We start from the raw sequence: 13,717 nt of genomic DNA, 5'->3' as shown, positions 1-13,717 counted from the left end.
CGTAGCGCCACTAAGGCGCTGTGTAAGTTTTGCACCTTGTTGTATGCCAGCTTTATTTGATTAAAATTAATGCATTCTATTCGAATGATAATTGAATCAAGATTACTGAGTGAGCAGGAATTACTAAGTCCAGATCCTTTTCATTTGATTTTTTTATCTCAAAGCTTCTTATAGATACCTTTTCTTTTTCATCAAAGTTATTATAGTCCGTAATTTCTTTACTATTTACCACTTTGCCTGAGACTGATTTAAAGGATTTGCCAATATCACACTTCAATGGAATATCCTTATTAGGATTAGCATTGGTGATAGTGATACTAACTACCCCATTTTTCTCAGAAGCTGAAGCCGTTATTGCGGGAATTGAATCCTCCTTGTAATTATATTTTTCAGTTACTAGTCGAGTGAGGATTAATTGAGCATCTTGATGAACGTTATATAGTTTAAAAACGTGATATGTTGGTGTTTTGACTATGAGTGGCCCTTTGGTCATAATTACGGATTGCAAAACATTTACAATTTGAGCTAAGTTTGCCATACTTATTCGATCAGCGTGGTTATTAAAAATATTAAGATTTATACCAGCAACCATAGCATCTCTTAGCGTGTTTTGTTGTTGTAAAAATCCATCTTTAGTCCCCGGTAATTTATCATACCAAGTACCCCATTCATCAACAATTAATTTAATCTTTCCTTCAGGATCATATGTATCCATTATTGCTAAATGTTGTTCTATATATTTTTCAATAATCATAGTATTTTGTAAAGTATTGAACCACATCTCTTCTCCAAAATCTGTGGATGAACCCTTACTATTCCAATCACCAGTGGGTATCGTATAATAATGCAATGAAAGCCCTTGAGCAAGATGATTTTTTCCTTGGAGGGTAGAAAGAATTTCTTTAGTCCAATTTTCATCACCGCCAGAGGGACCACATATTACCTTCTGAAATCCATCACCTTTTATATAAGAAGAATAGTTTCTGAATATGTTGCTATAATAGTCTGGATTCATGTCACCTCCACAACCCCAATTTTCGTTACCTATTCCCCAAAATTTTACATTCCAAGGATCTTCTCTTCCATTTTTCTTTCGTAAATCGGACATAGGGTTTTTGTTTTTCGAAGTAACATATGCTACCCAGTCCCTTGCTTCCTGAACTGTTCCAGAGCCCACATTTATACTTAGATAAGGTTCCGTACCGATCAATTCGCAAAAGTCTAAAAATTCATGCGTCCCAAAACTGTTATCTTCTGTAACACCACCCCAAAAAACATTTACAATAGAGGGACGATTTTGCTTTGGACCAATTCCATCTTTCCAATGATAAGTGTCTGCAAAGCAACCACCTGGCCATCTCAACACAGGAACTTTTAGTGCTCGAAGAGCTTCGACAACATCAGTTCGATAACCTTTGATATTAGGTATTTCTGATTCTTCGCCGACATATATCCCTTCATAAATACAAGTTCCCAAATGTTCCGAAAAGTGACCATATATTTCCTTCTCGATTTTTATATCTAAAGAATCAATATTTAATGTCAATTTGTTCTGTCCGAAAAGGGATACTGATAAAATTATCGCTATGATTATAAACTTAGTTTTCATATATTTAAAATAATTTCATAAATTATATTGACGCTGTAAACGGCTTGTTAAAATGCACCGCGACGTATCGTAAAAGAAACGTAGGGCAGGAGTAAGCAATACGTTTCGGATTGGTATTAAGGCAAACTTAAATATTTTGCTTTTATCATTTTTCATACATGCCAAATTTTAGATTTGGTGACTTTGAAAGTAAACACAAAGCTTTCGGTTAAACCCAGAAGTACTATGTTTTCATATACCTTGTTATGCGTTCGTTTCTACAGTTCCCCTCCAAAACTTATAATCGGATCACTTGACTTAATAACACCTAGCGTGCTCTCACTTTCAGAAAAATCGCAGGTAACAACAATTCCTCTATCCGTATCCGTAAATATAAATGATGTACCATTACCAATATCAGTAAATATAATATTTGTTATAGAAGTAACATTATCGCTAAAATTTATGGTGTAAACTCTTGATCCAGATTCTACAAGAGTTGCTGTGCCTAAATCATTATCTACATCAGTAGCAATTAACCCACCAGTATATGTTCCTAAAAGATTTGTAGGGAGCTCAACAGCATCAGATGAAGAATTACTGTCACCATCATCGTCACCGGAGCATGAGGTAAAAATCATTCCTACTGTAAAGCAAAGTATGAATATTCTAAACTTAATTTTTAGTGATTGTTTTTTCATAATTTTTATTTAATAGTTTTTCCTTTAATGACACATAATGGTTAGTATGAGAAACGTAGGGAAGGTGGTAAGTGGTACGTTTCAAATTAGTACTAAGCCAAATATAAATATTTTGCTTTTATCATTTTTCGTAAACACCAAACTTTATATTTGGCGACTTTGCAAATAATCACATACCTTTCGATTAAAAGCAAAAGCCCTATATTTACTTAGCAACAATGTAAAAGAAGTATCCTAAGTTAGTATAATAAAACTAATAGCATTTTATTTATTATGAAAACAAAGGATACTACAGACTCAAAGTTATTTATTGGTATTAAGGTGCACAAGCGAAGCTGGAAAATTCATACAGTAATAGACCTTTTTGATGGTTTAGACTTGACCATTTCACCCAATGCTTTTGCCTTACAGAAATATGTTGAGAAACATTTTAAAGATTATTAAGTTGATGATTATAAATCGTGTTGTTTGTGGATTTATCCATCATCGATTATTCGAATGCTTTGGTTGGCTTTACATTTTGATCCAGCGATGCAGGAGTATTATCGATCTCATCAGGGTAAGGATGTGAAGCGGATATTAGTCAAAGTAGCCAGAAAGTTATTAAGTCTTGTCCACGCGATTATAAGAACAGAAACACCCTATGAGATTGGAGTCGTGAGTTCAAAAAGAAAATATCATATTTTTATGACCTAGGACTTGGGAAAGGGCTTTACATAGGATACCTTGTTGTGTGCTGTTCTTTTACCAAGGGCATTCTACACCGTCAGGGTAAAACTCCTCACTAAAGAATTTTCCAGTTGGTCCATTATTATCAATAAGGGCATATTTTGTAACTCTTTTTGCTGCATCTTCAACGGTTCCTGTTCCTCTGTGATGATTGAAATCTGTTTTGGTAAAACCTGGGTCAACCATATTTACTTTAACTAAGGTATCACGCAGTTCGTATGCCAAAATAAGAGAATACATATTTAAAGCTGATTTGGAAGATTGATATACAGCTCCTTTAAAGTGATAAAATTTATTCGATTTATCACTTGCTAAAGTAAGTGAACCTTGACTTGAACTTACATTTACAATACGTGGTTCAGAAGATTTTTTTAATAAATCGATAAATGCCTGCGTTACTCTAATTACCCCATAAACATTGGTGTCATAAACCGATTGGAATACATCTATGCTCGAGCCAAGCGCGGATTGGGGCATTCCCCCGTTTATACCTGCATTGTTAATTAAAACGTCTAAAACCTCTGAGTGCTTTATAATTTCTGCTCGTGCAGAATCGATTGACTCCTGATTGCTTACATCTATTTGGATAACTTGAACATTGTCTAATCCTTCGTTTTTAAGACTTTGAACAGCTTCTAGTCCATTTTCTAGACTTCTACTCCCTAAATAAACATAGAAACCTTCTTTTACTAACTGTCTTGCTACTTCAAAACCAATACTTTTATTAGCTCCTGTAATTAATGCTTTTTTCATTTTTCTTTAATTTTAAATTGATAAATAAATTAACAACACAAAGGTTGCTATAAGAAAAATGAAATCATTTGCCATATGGCAAAAAGCGACTTTAACTAATGTTCTTTCTAATTCGGCTTAATGATGATTGCGTAATTCCAAGGTAGGAAGCTAAATAGGAAAGTGGGATTCTGTTAGCCAATTTTGGAAATTTTTCTAAAAAACTAAGATATCTTGTAGTAGCATCTTGGTCAACGAGTGGGCTTCTTCTTTCCAGTTTTTCAATTAAAGCTTTTTGAACAATTTTATTGACAATAGCATCCCAAATAAGAATAGTTTTGGATAAATCTTCCCAATCTTGTTTAGAAAAAACCAAAAGTTTACAATCTGTTACTGCCTCTACATATTCAGTAGCTTCTATTTTGGCTTGAAAATGCTGATAGTCCACTATTAAATGATTTTCATCAACAAAGTATTTGGTAATTTCTTCTCCCTTATTATTATAATAACATACTCTAAGCACACCTTCCAAAATGAAACCAACTTGCTTTGGGATTTTTCCTGCTTCTGAAAAATAATCACCCTTTAGAAGTTGTAATTCGGTTGCCTTCTTTGAGATTAGGTTTATTTGCTGTTGATTCAAATCGCCAAACTGTAAGGTGTATTCTATCAATTCTTCCATTCGGCCAATATAATTGAAATTGTCTTTTCAGGGTTTGTCATTTGGCAAAAAGAGCTTGTTTTTAATTGCACGTAACGCCAAATATATGAATCGGAGCAAGGCAAGTAAGCCAGAACCAATCGATCTATCTGCGCATTTTTATTTCTTGTTTAATTTATAAAAATCTAGCGCCATTGCAAAAGGAAATAACCTTTTGATCTAGCACTAAACTTTGCTCTGATTTCATATATGATGTTGTAAAGCGTTTTTTTCTTCACATAAATTTACTCAGCTCAGCTTTTTCTTTATTTAAAACTCTTGTATTAAAAGAGGATTCCCCAATATCAATTATAAAGCCTTTGTTTTCTAATTCGGTTAGGTTTTTATGTAAGGTTTCCATTGAATTTATTTTTTCAAAGACGTGTTTCAAGGATTCAGTAGTTTCGATGAATTTGAGCAAATAGAAGTTGCTAATGGTTCCAAAGTTGTTTTTTCTGGTTATTTTAATGTCTAAAAATTGTTTAGTTTGAGTGTTTTCAAATTCGCAAGCATCTCCGTGAAATTTATAATCCCAAGTATTAATCAGAGAGCCTTTCCATAAATTATTACTTCTTAATGTTAGTCTTCTAAAAGGATTCTCTTGATTCAAGTCAAGTTGATATTCCTTTGCCATAAGACTTATTAATTCATTCGCCTTCTTGTCAAATTCAATAATTGATTTTAGTAACAGCTTTTCAGTAGAGTTCAATAATTTTCGTTTTATTCAGTCATAATTTTGATTTGCTCTTCTATAAATTCATTAATTTTTATGTCATAATCCATCCCTAAGCTTCCACGACGAGCATTACCTGATTCAAAATGAACAATATCATTTTCTCCTCTTGGGTATGGAAATCTTCCAGCCCAAGACGTGAAGCTTAACAACTCATTAAAAACTTTAAGATAATCTTCAGATACTTCAATTCCGTAATGCTCTTTGATTCTGAAAAAATCGTGTCCATTTGTGTTTCCTTTCCAGATATTCATAAACTGTTTAAAATTTTCGATTTCACCATTAAGAATGTTATCTTTTACTTCGAATAGGGCTCTTGCTTTAAATATTATTTCAACGCTTACAGCATATAGTAACATTGTTGAATTAAGCAAACCAACTCCTTTAGTTTCGTTCCTTTCACTTGAGGGTTCTTGATTAGATAAGTCAAATAACTTTAGATTTTCATCAGCGGCTAATTTCAAACTACGGGAATGCTCTATATAATTCCAATAATGTAATGAATTTCTAATATCTGAGTAACTCATATAATTCTTAAAAGTTTTTAATGCTTTACAACGGTTTTCTTTACTTTACAGCCGTATTATATAGTGATTTAAATTTACTAAGAGACAAGAGGAGAACTAGAACGGTCTTTGGTACACTAACCCAGTTTATGGGTTTACGAAAAATTAACACGATAGGAATACAGCAGGCAACCAAGGTAATGCACCTCTCAGCAACGGCTTATAACCTGAAAAAATACCTGAAATTTATAAACAAAAAGGTAAAAAGCGGACCAGCTATCTTTACTTTGTCAGAATTTTTAAAAACTTCGTTTTATACCCTTTTTGGCTTCGATATAAAGCCATTGAAAATCTCAATTAAATAGCAAACAGTATAAAAAAAGCCTTCTTTAAAAGGCTTAGAATACGTCGTTTTTTAAAGAATTACAGGCTTGTGCAACGGTTATCATTGTTGTGCGCTGGCTTTTTTTAATTATGATTTTTTCCCTTTAAGTAATGCATAAATAGCCATTGCGTGACCGTGTCCGAGTTCAAATTCTTGTTTTAACCAATCTGTTATTTGAGTTGCCTTTACTCCGTCTTTAATTTTACCATTTTCAGTAAATCCTTTTTTTTCGGTCAGCTCTCTAAAATCAGAGGTTGATTTTCCTGTTTTTTCTTGAATGTTATCAAGATACGCTTGAAATGACATATTATTTTATGGTATTAAGTTTATGATATGATAAATAAGAAGCGATTAAAATTCCTAAAAATATTAAAGGCAAAAATGATGGGAAGCCTATTCCGTCTATTACAAGATGACTAATACTTGCAAAAATAAAGTTAAAGGCAAAACCTGCATAAGCCCATTCTTTAATTCTTTTTGGGCTTTTTGGAATAATCAAAGTCAATGCCCCCAAAACTTTGAAAATAACCAAAGCATTACCAAAATATTCAGGATATCCTAAATGTCTTATTCCTTCCTTTGCAAGTTCGGTCTGTGAAGTAAATATTGGAAGAATTCCTTCCATTATAAAAATTATGATTGTCGTTGTCCAGAAAATTATTTTATATTTTTTCATTTTGTATAAGTTTTAATTGCAAGTTTTTTTGTTATAATTGAGCATCCAAGGATTACCAAATTTGTCAGTAAAACTACCAAACGTAGCACCCCAAAACGTTTCCTCTAACACGTGGTCAATAGTGCCATCAATCGAAAGTTTCTTGAATAAAGTTTCTATTTCATCTTCACTACTACAATCAAGCATTAAATTAAAGGCGTTGCCTATTGTTAAGTCTTGAGGCGACATATCTGAACCCAAAAGTATCAACTCACCATTTGTGAGGGAAGCGTGTAATATTAGGTTTTTCATTTCAGCTGGCATTTTGTCTTCCATTGGGGTTTGCCCAACGGTTTGCAGAACAAGCTCACCGCCTAAGCATTTTTGATAAAATGTTATTGCTTCACGGCAGTTTCCGTTAAAATGGATATAAGAATTAATCTGTTTCATAATTTTATTGTTTTAGTTAATACTGTAAAGTTGCAGGTATTTTTTCAAACCAATACTGTGCAATAATGCCAACATTAAGGGGCGATAATGACAATAAAAAAAATTATCTTTATAGCGATAATATGCTTAATAATGAAAAAAATATCAATATACGTTCCTAAGAATGCGGTTATCGAAGGTATTACACCACCTTATAGGTTGTTTACCACAGCAAACCAGTTTTTGAAAAGTGTCGGAAAAGAACCATTTTTCGATGTGGAATATGTTGGATTGGAAAAGACCATCCCTGCGAACGATGGTGAATACAGTATCAAAATAAACCGATTAATAAGTGATGTGCAGCAAACTGATTTAGTTATTATTCCGCCACTTTATGGTCAGTTACAAGATGCTGTAAGTGCAAATGATATGGCCATTCCGTGGTTGCGTGAGATGTACCAAAATAGTGCAGAATTGGCAAGTCTATGTGTTGGTGCGTTTTTACTTGGCGCCACGGGTTTAATTGATGGTAAGAAATGCTCGACACATTGGGCTTATTGTGATGAATTTAAGGAAACTTTTCCTAATGTTGAAATAGTAGATGGTTCTGTCATAACTGACGAAGGGAATATCTATTCAAGTGGTGGCGCAAATTCACTTTGGAATTTACTACTCTATTTATTAGAAAAATATACCGACAGGGATACCGCGATTTTGGCTTCAAAGTATTTTGCCATTGACATAGACCGAAACAGTCAATCTGATTTTGCCATTTTTGTGGGGCAAAAAAATCATTCAGATATTGAAATAAAGGCTATCCAAGATTATATTGAAGAAAATTATCACGAAAAAATGACGATTAAAGAACTGGCTAAAAAGTGTGGTGCCAGTAGAAGAACCTTTGAAAGACGATTTAAAAAGGCAACAAACAATACGGTAATACAGTATATTCAACGAGTGAAAATTGAAGTTGCCAAACGAAGTTTTGAGAAAAGTCGTAAAAATGTCACAGAAGTTATGTTCGATATCGGGTATACGGATACTAAAGCATTTCGTGATTTGTTTAAAAAGATAACTGGACTAACTCCAATAGAATATAGAAACAAATACAATAAACAGAGTTAATAGTTAGTTTTTCTAGTTATTAATCATTGGTAAAGAGTTTTCATTCTTATTCCTTAAATCAATTCCTCCTTCATATATGGATTTTAAATTGGTAAGGTAAAAAGTCCAGCCGTTTGTGCACCCAAGCCTAACATATTGTTTAGATTTATTATCCAAGGGAATGTTATGATGCTTTAGGGTTACTATTGTATAATCATTATCGGTTTCAAGATTAACGTCCACTAAACATTCTCCTTCAAATGTAAATTGGATATAATCTGTACCATTAACTTTTGTTATTTTACCTTTCATCGGTTCACTATACAAATACCAGTACCAAGTATATAGTGTATTTTCAACAACATTTTCGTCTTTATCATATATACAATGGGTTGCTTTTTTGAATTCAACTTTTTTCAAAAACCATTTTTCTAATTCAGACCCTTTAGTCCAAGCATTATATATCTCCGGTAAAGTAGATTTAATGGCGATTTTCTTAGTGTAGGATGTCCAATCAAAATTTTCCATATTCTTTTTTTAGCTTGTTGCCAACGGCTTTAATAAAAAGTCGTTTTAATGCTTTTTATTTTTTGTTAGCGATTTTTTCATCGTTTCAAGATATTGAGGTAGATTGGCTCTCATTTTATAAATACCTTCCTTATAAAAATCAATAAGATATATTTTACCTTCTTCCATACCTTTCATAATCCCTTCTTTTTGGGCTACAACATCTCCTTTTCTGACAATCAATATATTATAATAGGTGATATCTGAACTATTATCCTTTATTGTTAGCTCATTGAAATCTGAAAGATTGGGATTATTATTTATGTTTTTAAAATCATCTGCACCAAAAAACACTTGAAAGTTCCCATAATTAATAGCGGGATTATTGTTATCCATACTTCTAAAAAAGAATCTATAATCACTATTTAGTGCTGACTTCTTTATTTTTTCGAACTCACTAATTGATAGTATGTTTGTTATTTCAACAAAAGGATAATATGGTTTTTGTTTTTTATGCATTATCGAGCATGATTTTAAACTAAATACTAAAATCGAAAAAAATAATAGAACACTTAAGTTTTTCATTTCATCTAATGTTCGTTAAGATACATAGTTTACACAAGTTAAAGATTAGGTGTTTACACTAGATTAGTTTCTAACCTTGTCGATTGTTGTTCATGTCTTAGGTTTCTTTGATCAAAGAAACCTAAAAATACATTTCTATAATATACTTTCCAAATACCATTCCCTAGCTCTCCAATAGCTATGTGTTTTTATAAATTATTAGCGGTAGTACTTCTTAGTGAATGGTTGTTTAATATAATCAAAGTAACATCTGCTTTATCTCTAAATAAAGTAAGATATTGAAAAGTAATTAACTACTGCCTTTTATATTTTTTATCAATACTGTACTTTCCTGCTCCAGATAGAAAAAGAGAAAGCATGATTCCTAAATAGATGAATGCTACTTCACCTTCTTCAAAATTAGCTTTATGAAAAACAAAAAAAGCAACTATTAAATTGATGCAAATAAAAGTGGAACTTAAACGTGTAAAGATCCCAAAAATAATAAAAATGGATAATATACCATCAGTGAACAAGGCGAAAATCAAGCTAGGTAATTTTCCGATATATAACGGATTAGGGAATATTTCTAGCATTTGGTTAAAACCAAATAGTTTTTCGACTCCATGTTGTATAAATAAAGCAGAACCCGTAAATATTCTTAATAAAAGAAGTGCTAAATCGTGATTTTTTAGAAAATGTAAACTCTTCATAATACTCTGTAGTGCTTTTATCATTTTGTGTGTTGTATTTTTTATTGATTATTTTTTAATGAAAATGACATCTATTTTTTTACTCATTAAGTCATTTAATCAAGCAAATAAAAAACTTATTAACATTGTAAATACAGTAAGTGTAATTGTTTTTACGTTGGGTTGCGTATGAGAACCAAACCAGATAATCATTCCCAAAAAATAAGCAGGAATAACATTTAGGTATTGTAATTTGTTTACATAGTATACACCTGTGTTAATAACAAATACAATTATTGAAAATCCTAGAATTCCTAATGATTTACTTAACTCAGTACCTAAGTATTGTATGGTAATAGCTAATGAAATTCCAAATAATTGTTGCGTAAAAATTAGAGAAATATTTTTATCAAATAGGTAATAACTTACCCAAGCAATAAATAATATCCAAGTTGGAAAATGCTAAGAGGAAATTACAAGTACAGCTATGGCTCCCATTAACCCCATTGTTAACGCATTTGATAATGATTTAATTTCTGAAATAAATATTAATTATAGATTAGAACCTCCTGAAACTTCAATACGTTGAGCATTTACCCATTTAGCATCATCGGTGCATAAAAATGCGACAACACCACCAACGTCATCAGGCAAACCAACACGCCCCAAGGCTGTATCTGCTGCTATTGATTTATTTAGTTCTGCATTATCCCTTACAGTTCCACCCATAATATCAGTTTCTATAGCACCAGGAGCTACAGCATTAACTCGTATTTTTCTTTCACCTAATTCTTTTGCTTGGTATTTAGTTAAAATTTCTAAACCACCTTTCATAGATGCGTAGGTAGCAAAGCCAGGAGTTGTAAAACGTGTTAATCCCGTTGAGATATTGACAATGCCACCACCATCATTCATTATTTGTAAGGCATTCTGCGTAATGAAAAATGGCCCCATAAGGTGGATATGAATCATATCCTTGAATTCATCTATGGTGGCTGACATATAGGGAGCTGGTGCAATGCTCCCAGCATTATTGATTAAATAATCAATAGTTGAGGTATTGTAATTTTCCTGAAGAACGTTGGATAGTTTCTTGAAAAATGGTACGTATTCCCCGTACTCGGCCACATCCAGCTGTAAAGCCACAGCTTTTTGACCTATTTCTGCTACTACCGACACGACTTCTTTTGCGGCAGCTTCATTAGAATGATAGGTGATGATAAGGTCCAATCCTTTTTTTGCCAAGTTTAACGCCATATCTTTCCCCAAACCTCTACTACCTCCGGTTACAAGTGCTATTTTACTCTGATTCATTTGTATTATTTTTTAATTATTAAAGGATACAAAGATCATCAGAATTAAATGGTAGAAATTACCCAATTCAATCAAGTAGTTGTAAAAATCAAACAATATTATTTTTTCTGAATTGGATTGGTGATTGCTGGATCTGTTTCTTGAAAAAGTTAGAAAAATGAGATGTTTCCTCAAAATGAAGACAATTAGCAATTTCTGAAACAGTCCAATTGGTGTGTGATAAAAGTATTTTTGCTTCTTGCGAAATTCTATTTGCAATTATAGAGCTTGTAGGTTTTCCTGTAATTTCTTTAAGAATTTTATTTAGATGATTTACATGTATATTTAGGTGACTTGCATATTGGTTAGCTGTTCTTAATTTGATTTGTTGTCTTGTGTTTTCTATAGGAAATTGTCTTTCTAAAAGGTCTAAAAATAGAGTGCATATTCGTTCGGAGGCATTAGATTGATAATTGACAGAAAGATTAGTAGGGCTCAGTTTTATTGCAGAATGAATGAGTTCAGATACGAGATTTCGTAAAATATCATATTTGAATTCATAATCAGAATTGATCTCGGTAAACATCTTTTCGAAGATTTTTGAGAATTCAGTACAGTTATCATCTGTTAGATTGAATATGTGATTTTTATCTGGTTGAAAAACTGGGTATTTAGATAAATCAGTATATTGGTTGAAGAAACTTTCTGTGAAAACACAAAAATAGCCTGATAATTGTATGTCTACTTGTTCCCAATTATAGGGAATTAGAGGATTTGCAAACAGTAAACCTTGATTGTTTATTTCTATAACCTTATCAGCATAATATACTTTACTTTTTCCAATAATTAAACTTATTTTATAATAATCCTTTCTGCTATATGGCATAGGTTTAGGGTCGATACCCGCAAACTCTTCTATATTAAACACGTTAAAATGTCCAATTTCTGTTTTTAAATTTTTAGGAACCCAATTTAATTTTTCAGAATAAAATTCTTCTAGTTTAAGTGTTTTTTTCATACCACAAAGTTATTGAACTTGCATATTGTGTTTTAAATTACCGCTAACGTATCGTGTAAAATGCGTTTTAATGCATTTTTACACAATGTTAGGTAATGTTCTCTTTGCTATTCCAAAAATCGTATATTAATTTATAATTGTTATTTGGATCTATTTTGTTGAAGTTATCAGAACTTCCAGTTTTTAAATAGTCTGTTAAACAATCCATAAAACATGAAAAATTAGAAAACCAATTTTTATTTGATTTTGCTTTAACAGGTTCTGTAGCAAATGAGATTGAATACAGGACAATTGGTGGATCTTTTTTATCTTGTCTTATATCAAGACAGATATGCCATTCATGATTAACAATTCCAATAGGGATTAAACCTTGTCCCAGTAAGTTGGGATGCGATATTAAATCATTTTCAAACAAATATTGTTTTAAATATTTTAAGTCAGCTCCTTCAGGGTTTCCAATGAGTGAAATTGCGTGAGTATGGTAATCGTCAATCTCCCTCATTTTTGGAATATTACTTAGTTCAAATATTTTAGAGAATGAACCAGGGATTTCAAAAGCATATCCTCCTACTGCCATTAAATCAGACTCATTTACTGAATAATGAGCTTTATATAAATTTTTAAATGCCTCTGGTAATTTGAAGTTAAGTTTTTCTTCTATTTCAATAAAATGGGAATCCGTTATTTGACTTGGTTTTGATACTTCAGGCCAATAATTGTAATCATTGAAAGACCCCCTTTCTATAAAAAAATCTTTTTGCCTAGTGTAATAGGCTTTAAAAAAATCAGCTATAAATTTCATTCTTTAAAATGTTATCTAACTCGTTTGTGTATGATTTCGTTGCGTGTTTAAGCAATAAAGTTAGCAAATAAATCACAGATGGAAAGTCCGCGAGGACTTTCGTAAGTAGGCTAGAACTAGCAATGAATTATAGCATCTATGTAAAAGTAGCTTGTCGAGTATCTTTAGGATGTATAAAAATCAAAAGATATGAAAACACAACAAACTGCTCAAGCTAAGTTATTTATTGGTATCGACATACACAAGCGCAGTTGGAAGATTCATTGTGCTACGGATTTATCCGCAGGTAAGACATTTTCTATGCCGCCTGATCCAGAACAACTTTATGGGTATGTGATTAAACATTATCGTGGTTATGCGGTTACTACGGCTTATGAGTCAGGCTGCTGTGGTTACTATGCTCATCGTTGTTTTGAAGGTTATGGTTGGACATCCTTGGTAGTTAATCCTGCTGATATTTTTAGAAGAGGCAAGGAGCGTTATACTAAGACGGATCGTATCTATGCACAACTGATAGCCAGAGAACTTAAAGACGGTCGATTAGAAGGTATATCGGTTCCGGATAAGCAGCGAGAACAA

The 13,717-nt window shown here is 32.2% G+C and carries 19 protein-coding genes and 2 pseudogenes; 5 read left to right on the top strand and 16 right to left on the bottom strand.

The window, feature by feature from the left end:
- Positions 1–76: 76 nt before the first annotated feature.
- The gene (locus ACWGOQ_RS16595; RefSeq protein WP_452059272.1) at positions 77–1,609 is read right to left on the bottom strand and encodes an alpha-N-arabinofuranosidase; all 1,533 of its coding nucleotides are present in this window, start codon (positions 1,607–1,609) and stop codon (positions 77–79) included.
- 257 nt (positions 1,610–1,866) lie between these two features.
- Positions 1,867–2,289, bottom strand: coding sequence for a hypothetical protein (locus ACWGOQ_RS16590; RefSeq protein ID WP_452059271.1), 423 nt, complete (start codon positions 2,287–2,289; stop codon positions 1,867–1,869).
- A gap of 273 nt (positions 2,290–2,562) precedes the next feature.
- Between ACWGOQ_RS16590 and ACWGOQ_RS16585 the strand changes: the two genes are divergently transcribed.
- Together ACWGOQ_RS16585 and ACWGOQ_RS16580 are read left to right on the top strand one after the other, a co-directional pair.
- Complete coding sequence (locus tag ACWGOQ_RS16585) at positions 2,563–2,733, top strand: hypothetical protein (RefSeq protein WP_452059270.1); 171 nt, start codon at positions 2,563–2,565, stop codon at positions 2,731–2,733.
- Between the two features lie 24 nt (positions 2,734–2,757).
- Positions 2,758–2,985 (top strand): hypothetical protein, encoded by a 228-nt coding sequence (locus ACWGOQ_RS16580; protein WP_452059269.1) that lies wholly within the window; start codon positions 2,758–2,760, stop codon positions 2,983–2,985.
- Between the two features lie 48 nt (positions 2,986–3,033).
- On the opposite strand, the gene ACWGOQ_RS16575 is transcribed toward ACWGOQ_RS16580, so the two are convergent.
- From ACWGOQ_RS16575 to ACWGOQ_RS16560, 4 genes are all read right to left on the bottom strand, one after another.
- Positions 3,034–3,771, bottom strand: a complete 738-nt coding sequence (locus ACWGOQ_RS16575) for an SDR family oxidoreductase (RefSeq protein WP_452059268.1) — start codon at positions 3,769–3,771, stop codon at positions 3,034–3,036.
- A 91-nt stretch (positions 3,772–3,862) separates the two neighbouring features.
- On the bottom strand, positions 3,863–4,432 hold the full coding sequence (locus ACWGOQ_RS16570; protein ID WP_452059267.1) for a Crp/Fnr family transcriptional regulator: 570 nt from the start codon (positions 4,430–4,432) through the stop codon (positions 3,863–3,865).
- 253 nt (positions 4,433–4,685) lie between these two features.
- A complete protein-coding gene (locus ACWGOQ_RS16565; RefSeq protein ID WP_452059266.1) occupies positions 4,686–5,159 on the bottom strand; it encodes a DUF6896 domain-containing protein in 474 nt (157 codons plus the stop codon).
- An 11-nt stretch (positions 5,160–5,170) separates the two neighbouring features.
- Positions 5,171–5,710 (bottom strand): hypothetical protein, encoded by a 540-nt coding sequence (locus ACWGOQ_RS16560; protein ID WP_452059265.1) that lies wholly within the window; start codon positions 5,708–5,710, stop codon positions 5,171–5,173.
- 104 nt (positions 5,711–5,814) lie between these two features.
- Here ACWGOQ_RS16560 and ACWGOQ_RS16555 point away from each other — a divergent pair.
- Positions 5,815–6,054: pseudogene (locus ACWGOQ_RS16555) on the top strand (hypothetical protein); the annotation flags it as partial.
- Positions 6,055–6,161: 107 nt separating this feature from the next.
- Here the strand turns inward: ACWGOQ_RS16555 and ACWGOQ_RS16550 are convergent.
- Genes ACWGOQ_RS16550 through ACWGOQ_RS16540 form a run of 3 tightly spaced genes read right to left on the bottom strand, consistent with a single transcriptional unit; the run spans position 6,162 to position 7,179 of the window.
- Complete coding sequence (locus ACWGOQ_RS16550) at positions 6,162–6,380, bottom strand: DUF4287 domain-containing protein (protein WP_452059264.1); 219 nt, start codon at positions 6,378–6,380, stop codon at positions 6,162–6,164.
- 1 nt (position 6,381) lies between these two features.
- Positions 6,382–6,750: a DoxX family protein gene (locus ACWGOQ_RS16545; RefSeq protein WP_452059263.1), complete on the bottom strand. Its 369-nt coding sequence runs from the start codon at positions 6,748–6,750 to the stop codon at positions 6,382–6,384.
- A gap of 12 nt (positions 6,751–6,762) precedes the next feature.
- The gene (locus tag ACWGOQ_RS16540; protein ID WP_452059262.1) at positions 6,763–7,179 is read right to left on the bottom strand and encodes a VOC family protein; all 417 of its coding nucleotides are present in this window, start codon (positions 7,177–7,179) and stop codon (positions 6,763–6,765) included.
- A 132-nt stretch (positions 7,180–7,311) separates the two neighbouring features.
- On the opposite strand from ACWGOQ_RS16540, the gene ACWGOQ_RS16535 reads away from it, so the two are divergent.
- Positions 7,312–8,283 carry a GlxA family transcriptional regulator gene (locus tag ACWGOQ_RS16535; RefSeq protein ID WP_452059261.1) on the top strand — a complete coding sequence of 324 codons (972 nt, stop codon included), beginning with the start codon at positions 7,312–7,314 and terminating at the stop codon, positions 8,281–8,283.
- A gap of 12 nt (positions 8,284–8,295) precedes the next feature.
- Here the strand turns inward: ACWGOQ_RS16535 and ACWGOQ_RS16530 are convergent, their stop codons facing one another.
- The 7 genes from ACWGOQ_RS16530 to ACWGOQ_RS16500 all read right to left on the bottom strand — a co-directional run bounded on the left by ACWGOQ_RS16530 (position 8,296) and on the right by ACWGOQ_RS16500 (position 13,138).
- Entirely contained in the window at positions 8,296–8,790 is a 495-nt protein-coding gene (locus ACWGOQ_RS16530) for an SRPBCC family protein (protein WP_452059260.1), read from the bottom strand.
- A 45-nt stretch (positions 8,791–8,835) separates the two neighbouring features.
- Positions 8,836–9,288: a hypothetical protein gene (locus ACWGOQ_RS16525; RefSeq protein ID WP_452059259.1), complete on the bottom strand. Its 453-nt coding sequence runs from the start codon at positions 9,286–9,288 to the stop codon at positions 8,836–8,838.
- Positions 9,289–9,647: 359 nt separating this feature from the next.
- Complete coding sequence (locus ACWGOQ_RS16520) at positions 9,648–10,070, bottom strand: DoxX family protein (RefSeq protein WP_452059258.1); 423 nt, start codon at positions 10,068–10,070, stop codon at positions 9,648–9,650.
- A 75-nt stretch (positions 10,071–10,145) separates the two neighbouring features.
- A complete protein-coding gene (locus ACWGOQ_RS16515; RefSeq protein WP_452059470.1) occupies positions 10,146–10,472 on the bottom strand; it encodes a DUF1097 domain-containing protein in 327 nt (108 codons plus the stop codon).
- 105 nt (positions 10,473–10,577) lie between these two features.
- A complete protein-coding gene (locus ACWGOQ_RS16510; RefSeq protein ID WP_452059257.1) occupies positions 10,578–11,339 on the bottom strand; it encodes an SDR family NAD(P)-dependent oxidoreductase in 762 nt (253 codons plus the stop codon).
- Positions 11,340–11,427: 88 nt separating this feature from the next.
- Entirely contained in the window at positions 11,428–12,336 is a 909-nt protein-coding gene (locus tag ACWGOQ_RS16505; protein WP_452059256.1) for a helix-turn-helix domain-containing protein, read from the bottom strand.
- A gap of 88 nt (positions 12,337–12,424) precedes the next feature.
- The gene (locus tag ACWGOQ_RS16500; RefSeq protein WP_452059255.1) at positions 12,425–13,138 is read right to left on the bottom strand and encodes an SMI1/KNR4 family protein; all 714 of its coding nucleotides are present in this window, start codon (positions 13,136–13,138) and stop codon (positions 12,425–12,427) included.
- 300 nt (positions 13,139–13,438) lie between these two features.
- Between ACWGOQ_RS16500 and ACWGOQ_RS16495 the strand changes: the two are divergent.
- Positions 13,439–13,717 (top strand): annotated as a pseudogene (locus tag ACWGOQ_RS16495) (IS110 family transposase); the annotation flags it as partial.

The organism is Aquimarina ulvae (genome assembly GCF_053613295.3).
This window is presented reverse-complemented; position numbering and strand designations above follow the sequence as displayed.

Excerpts from the sequence above, each read along its gene's own strand:
- ACWGOQ_RS16595 (WP_452059272.1), bottom strand. The coding sequence starts at position 1,609 with ATGAAAACTAAGTTTATAATCATAGCGATAATTTTATCAGTATCCCTT.
- ACWGOQ_RS16590 (WP_452059271.1), bottom strand. The coding sequence starts at position 2,289 with ATGAAAAAACAATCACTAAAAATTAAGTTTAGAATATTCATACTTTGC.
- ACWGOQ_RS16585 (WP_452059270.1), top strand. The coding sequence starts at position 2,563 with ATGAAAACAAAGGATACTACAGACTCAAAGTTATTTATTGGTATTAAG.
- ACWGOQ_RS16575 (WP_452059268.1), bottom strand. The coding sequence starts at position 3,771 with ATGAAAAAAGCATTAATTACAGGAGCTAATAAAAGTATTGGTTTTGAA.
- ACWGOQ_RS16570 (WP_452059267.1), bottom strand. The coding sequence starts at position 4,432 with ATGGAAGAATTGATAGAATACACCTTACAGTTTGGCGATTTGAATCAA.
- ACWGOQ_RS16560 (WP_452059265.1), bottom strand. The coding sequence starts at position 5,710 with ATGAGTTACTCAGATATTAGAAATTCATTACATTATTGGAATTATATA.
- ACWGOQ_RS16550 (WP_452059264.1), bottom strand. The coding sequence starts at position 6,380 with ATGTCATTTCAAGCGTATCTTGATAACATTCAAGAAAAAACAGGAAAA.
- ACWGOQ_RS16545 (WP_452059263.1), bottom strand. The coding sequence starts at position 6,750 with ATGAAAAAATATAAAATAATTTTCTGGACAACGACAATCATAATTTTT.
- ACWGOQ_RS16540 (WP_452059262.1), bottom strand. The coding sequence starts at position 7,179 with ATGAAACAGATTAATTCTTATATCCATTTTAACGGAAACTGCCGTGAA.
- ACWGOQ_RS16535 (WP_452059261.1), top strand. The coding sequence starts at position 7,312 with ATGAAAAAAATATCAATATACGTTCCTAAGAATGCGGTTATCGAAGGT.
- ACWGOQ_RS16530 (WP_452059260.1), bottom strand. The coding sequence starts at position 8,790 with ATGGAAAATTTTGATTGGACATCCTACACTAAGAAAATCGCCATTAAA.
- ACWGOQ_RS16525 (WP_452059259.1), bottom strand. The coding sequence starts at position 9,288 with ATGCATAAAAAACAAAAACCATATTATCCTTTTGTTGAAATAACAAAC.
- ACWGOQ_RS16520 (WP_452059258.1), bottom strand. The coding sequence starts at position 10,070 with ATGATAAAAGCACTACAGAGTATTATGAAGAGTTTACATTTTCTAAAA.
- ACWGOQ_RS16510 (WP_452059257.1), bottom strand. The coding sequence starts at position 11,339 with ATGAATCAGAGTAAAATAGCACTTGTAACCGGAGGTAGTAGAGGTTTG.
- ACWGOQ_RS16505 (WP_452059256.1), bottom strand. The coding sequence starts at position 12,336 with ATGAAAAAAACACTTAAACTAGAAGAATTTTATTCTGAAAAATTAAAT.
- ACWGOQ_RS16500 (WP_452059255.1), bottom strand. The coding sequence starts at position 13,138 with ATGAAATTTATAGCTGATTTTTTTAAAGCCTATTACACTAGGCAAAAA.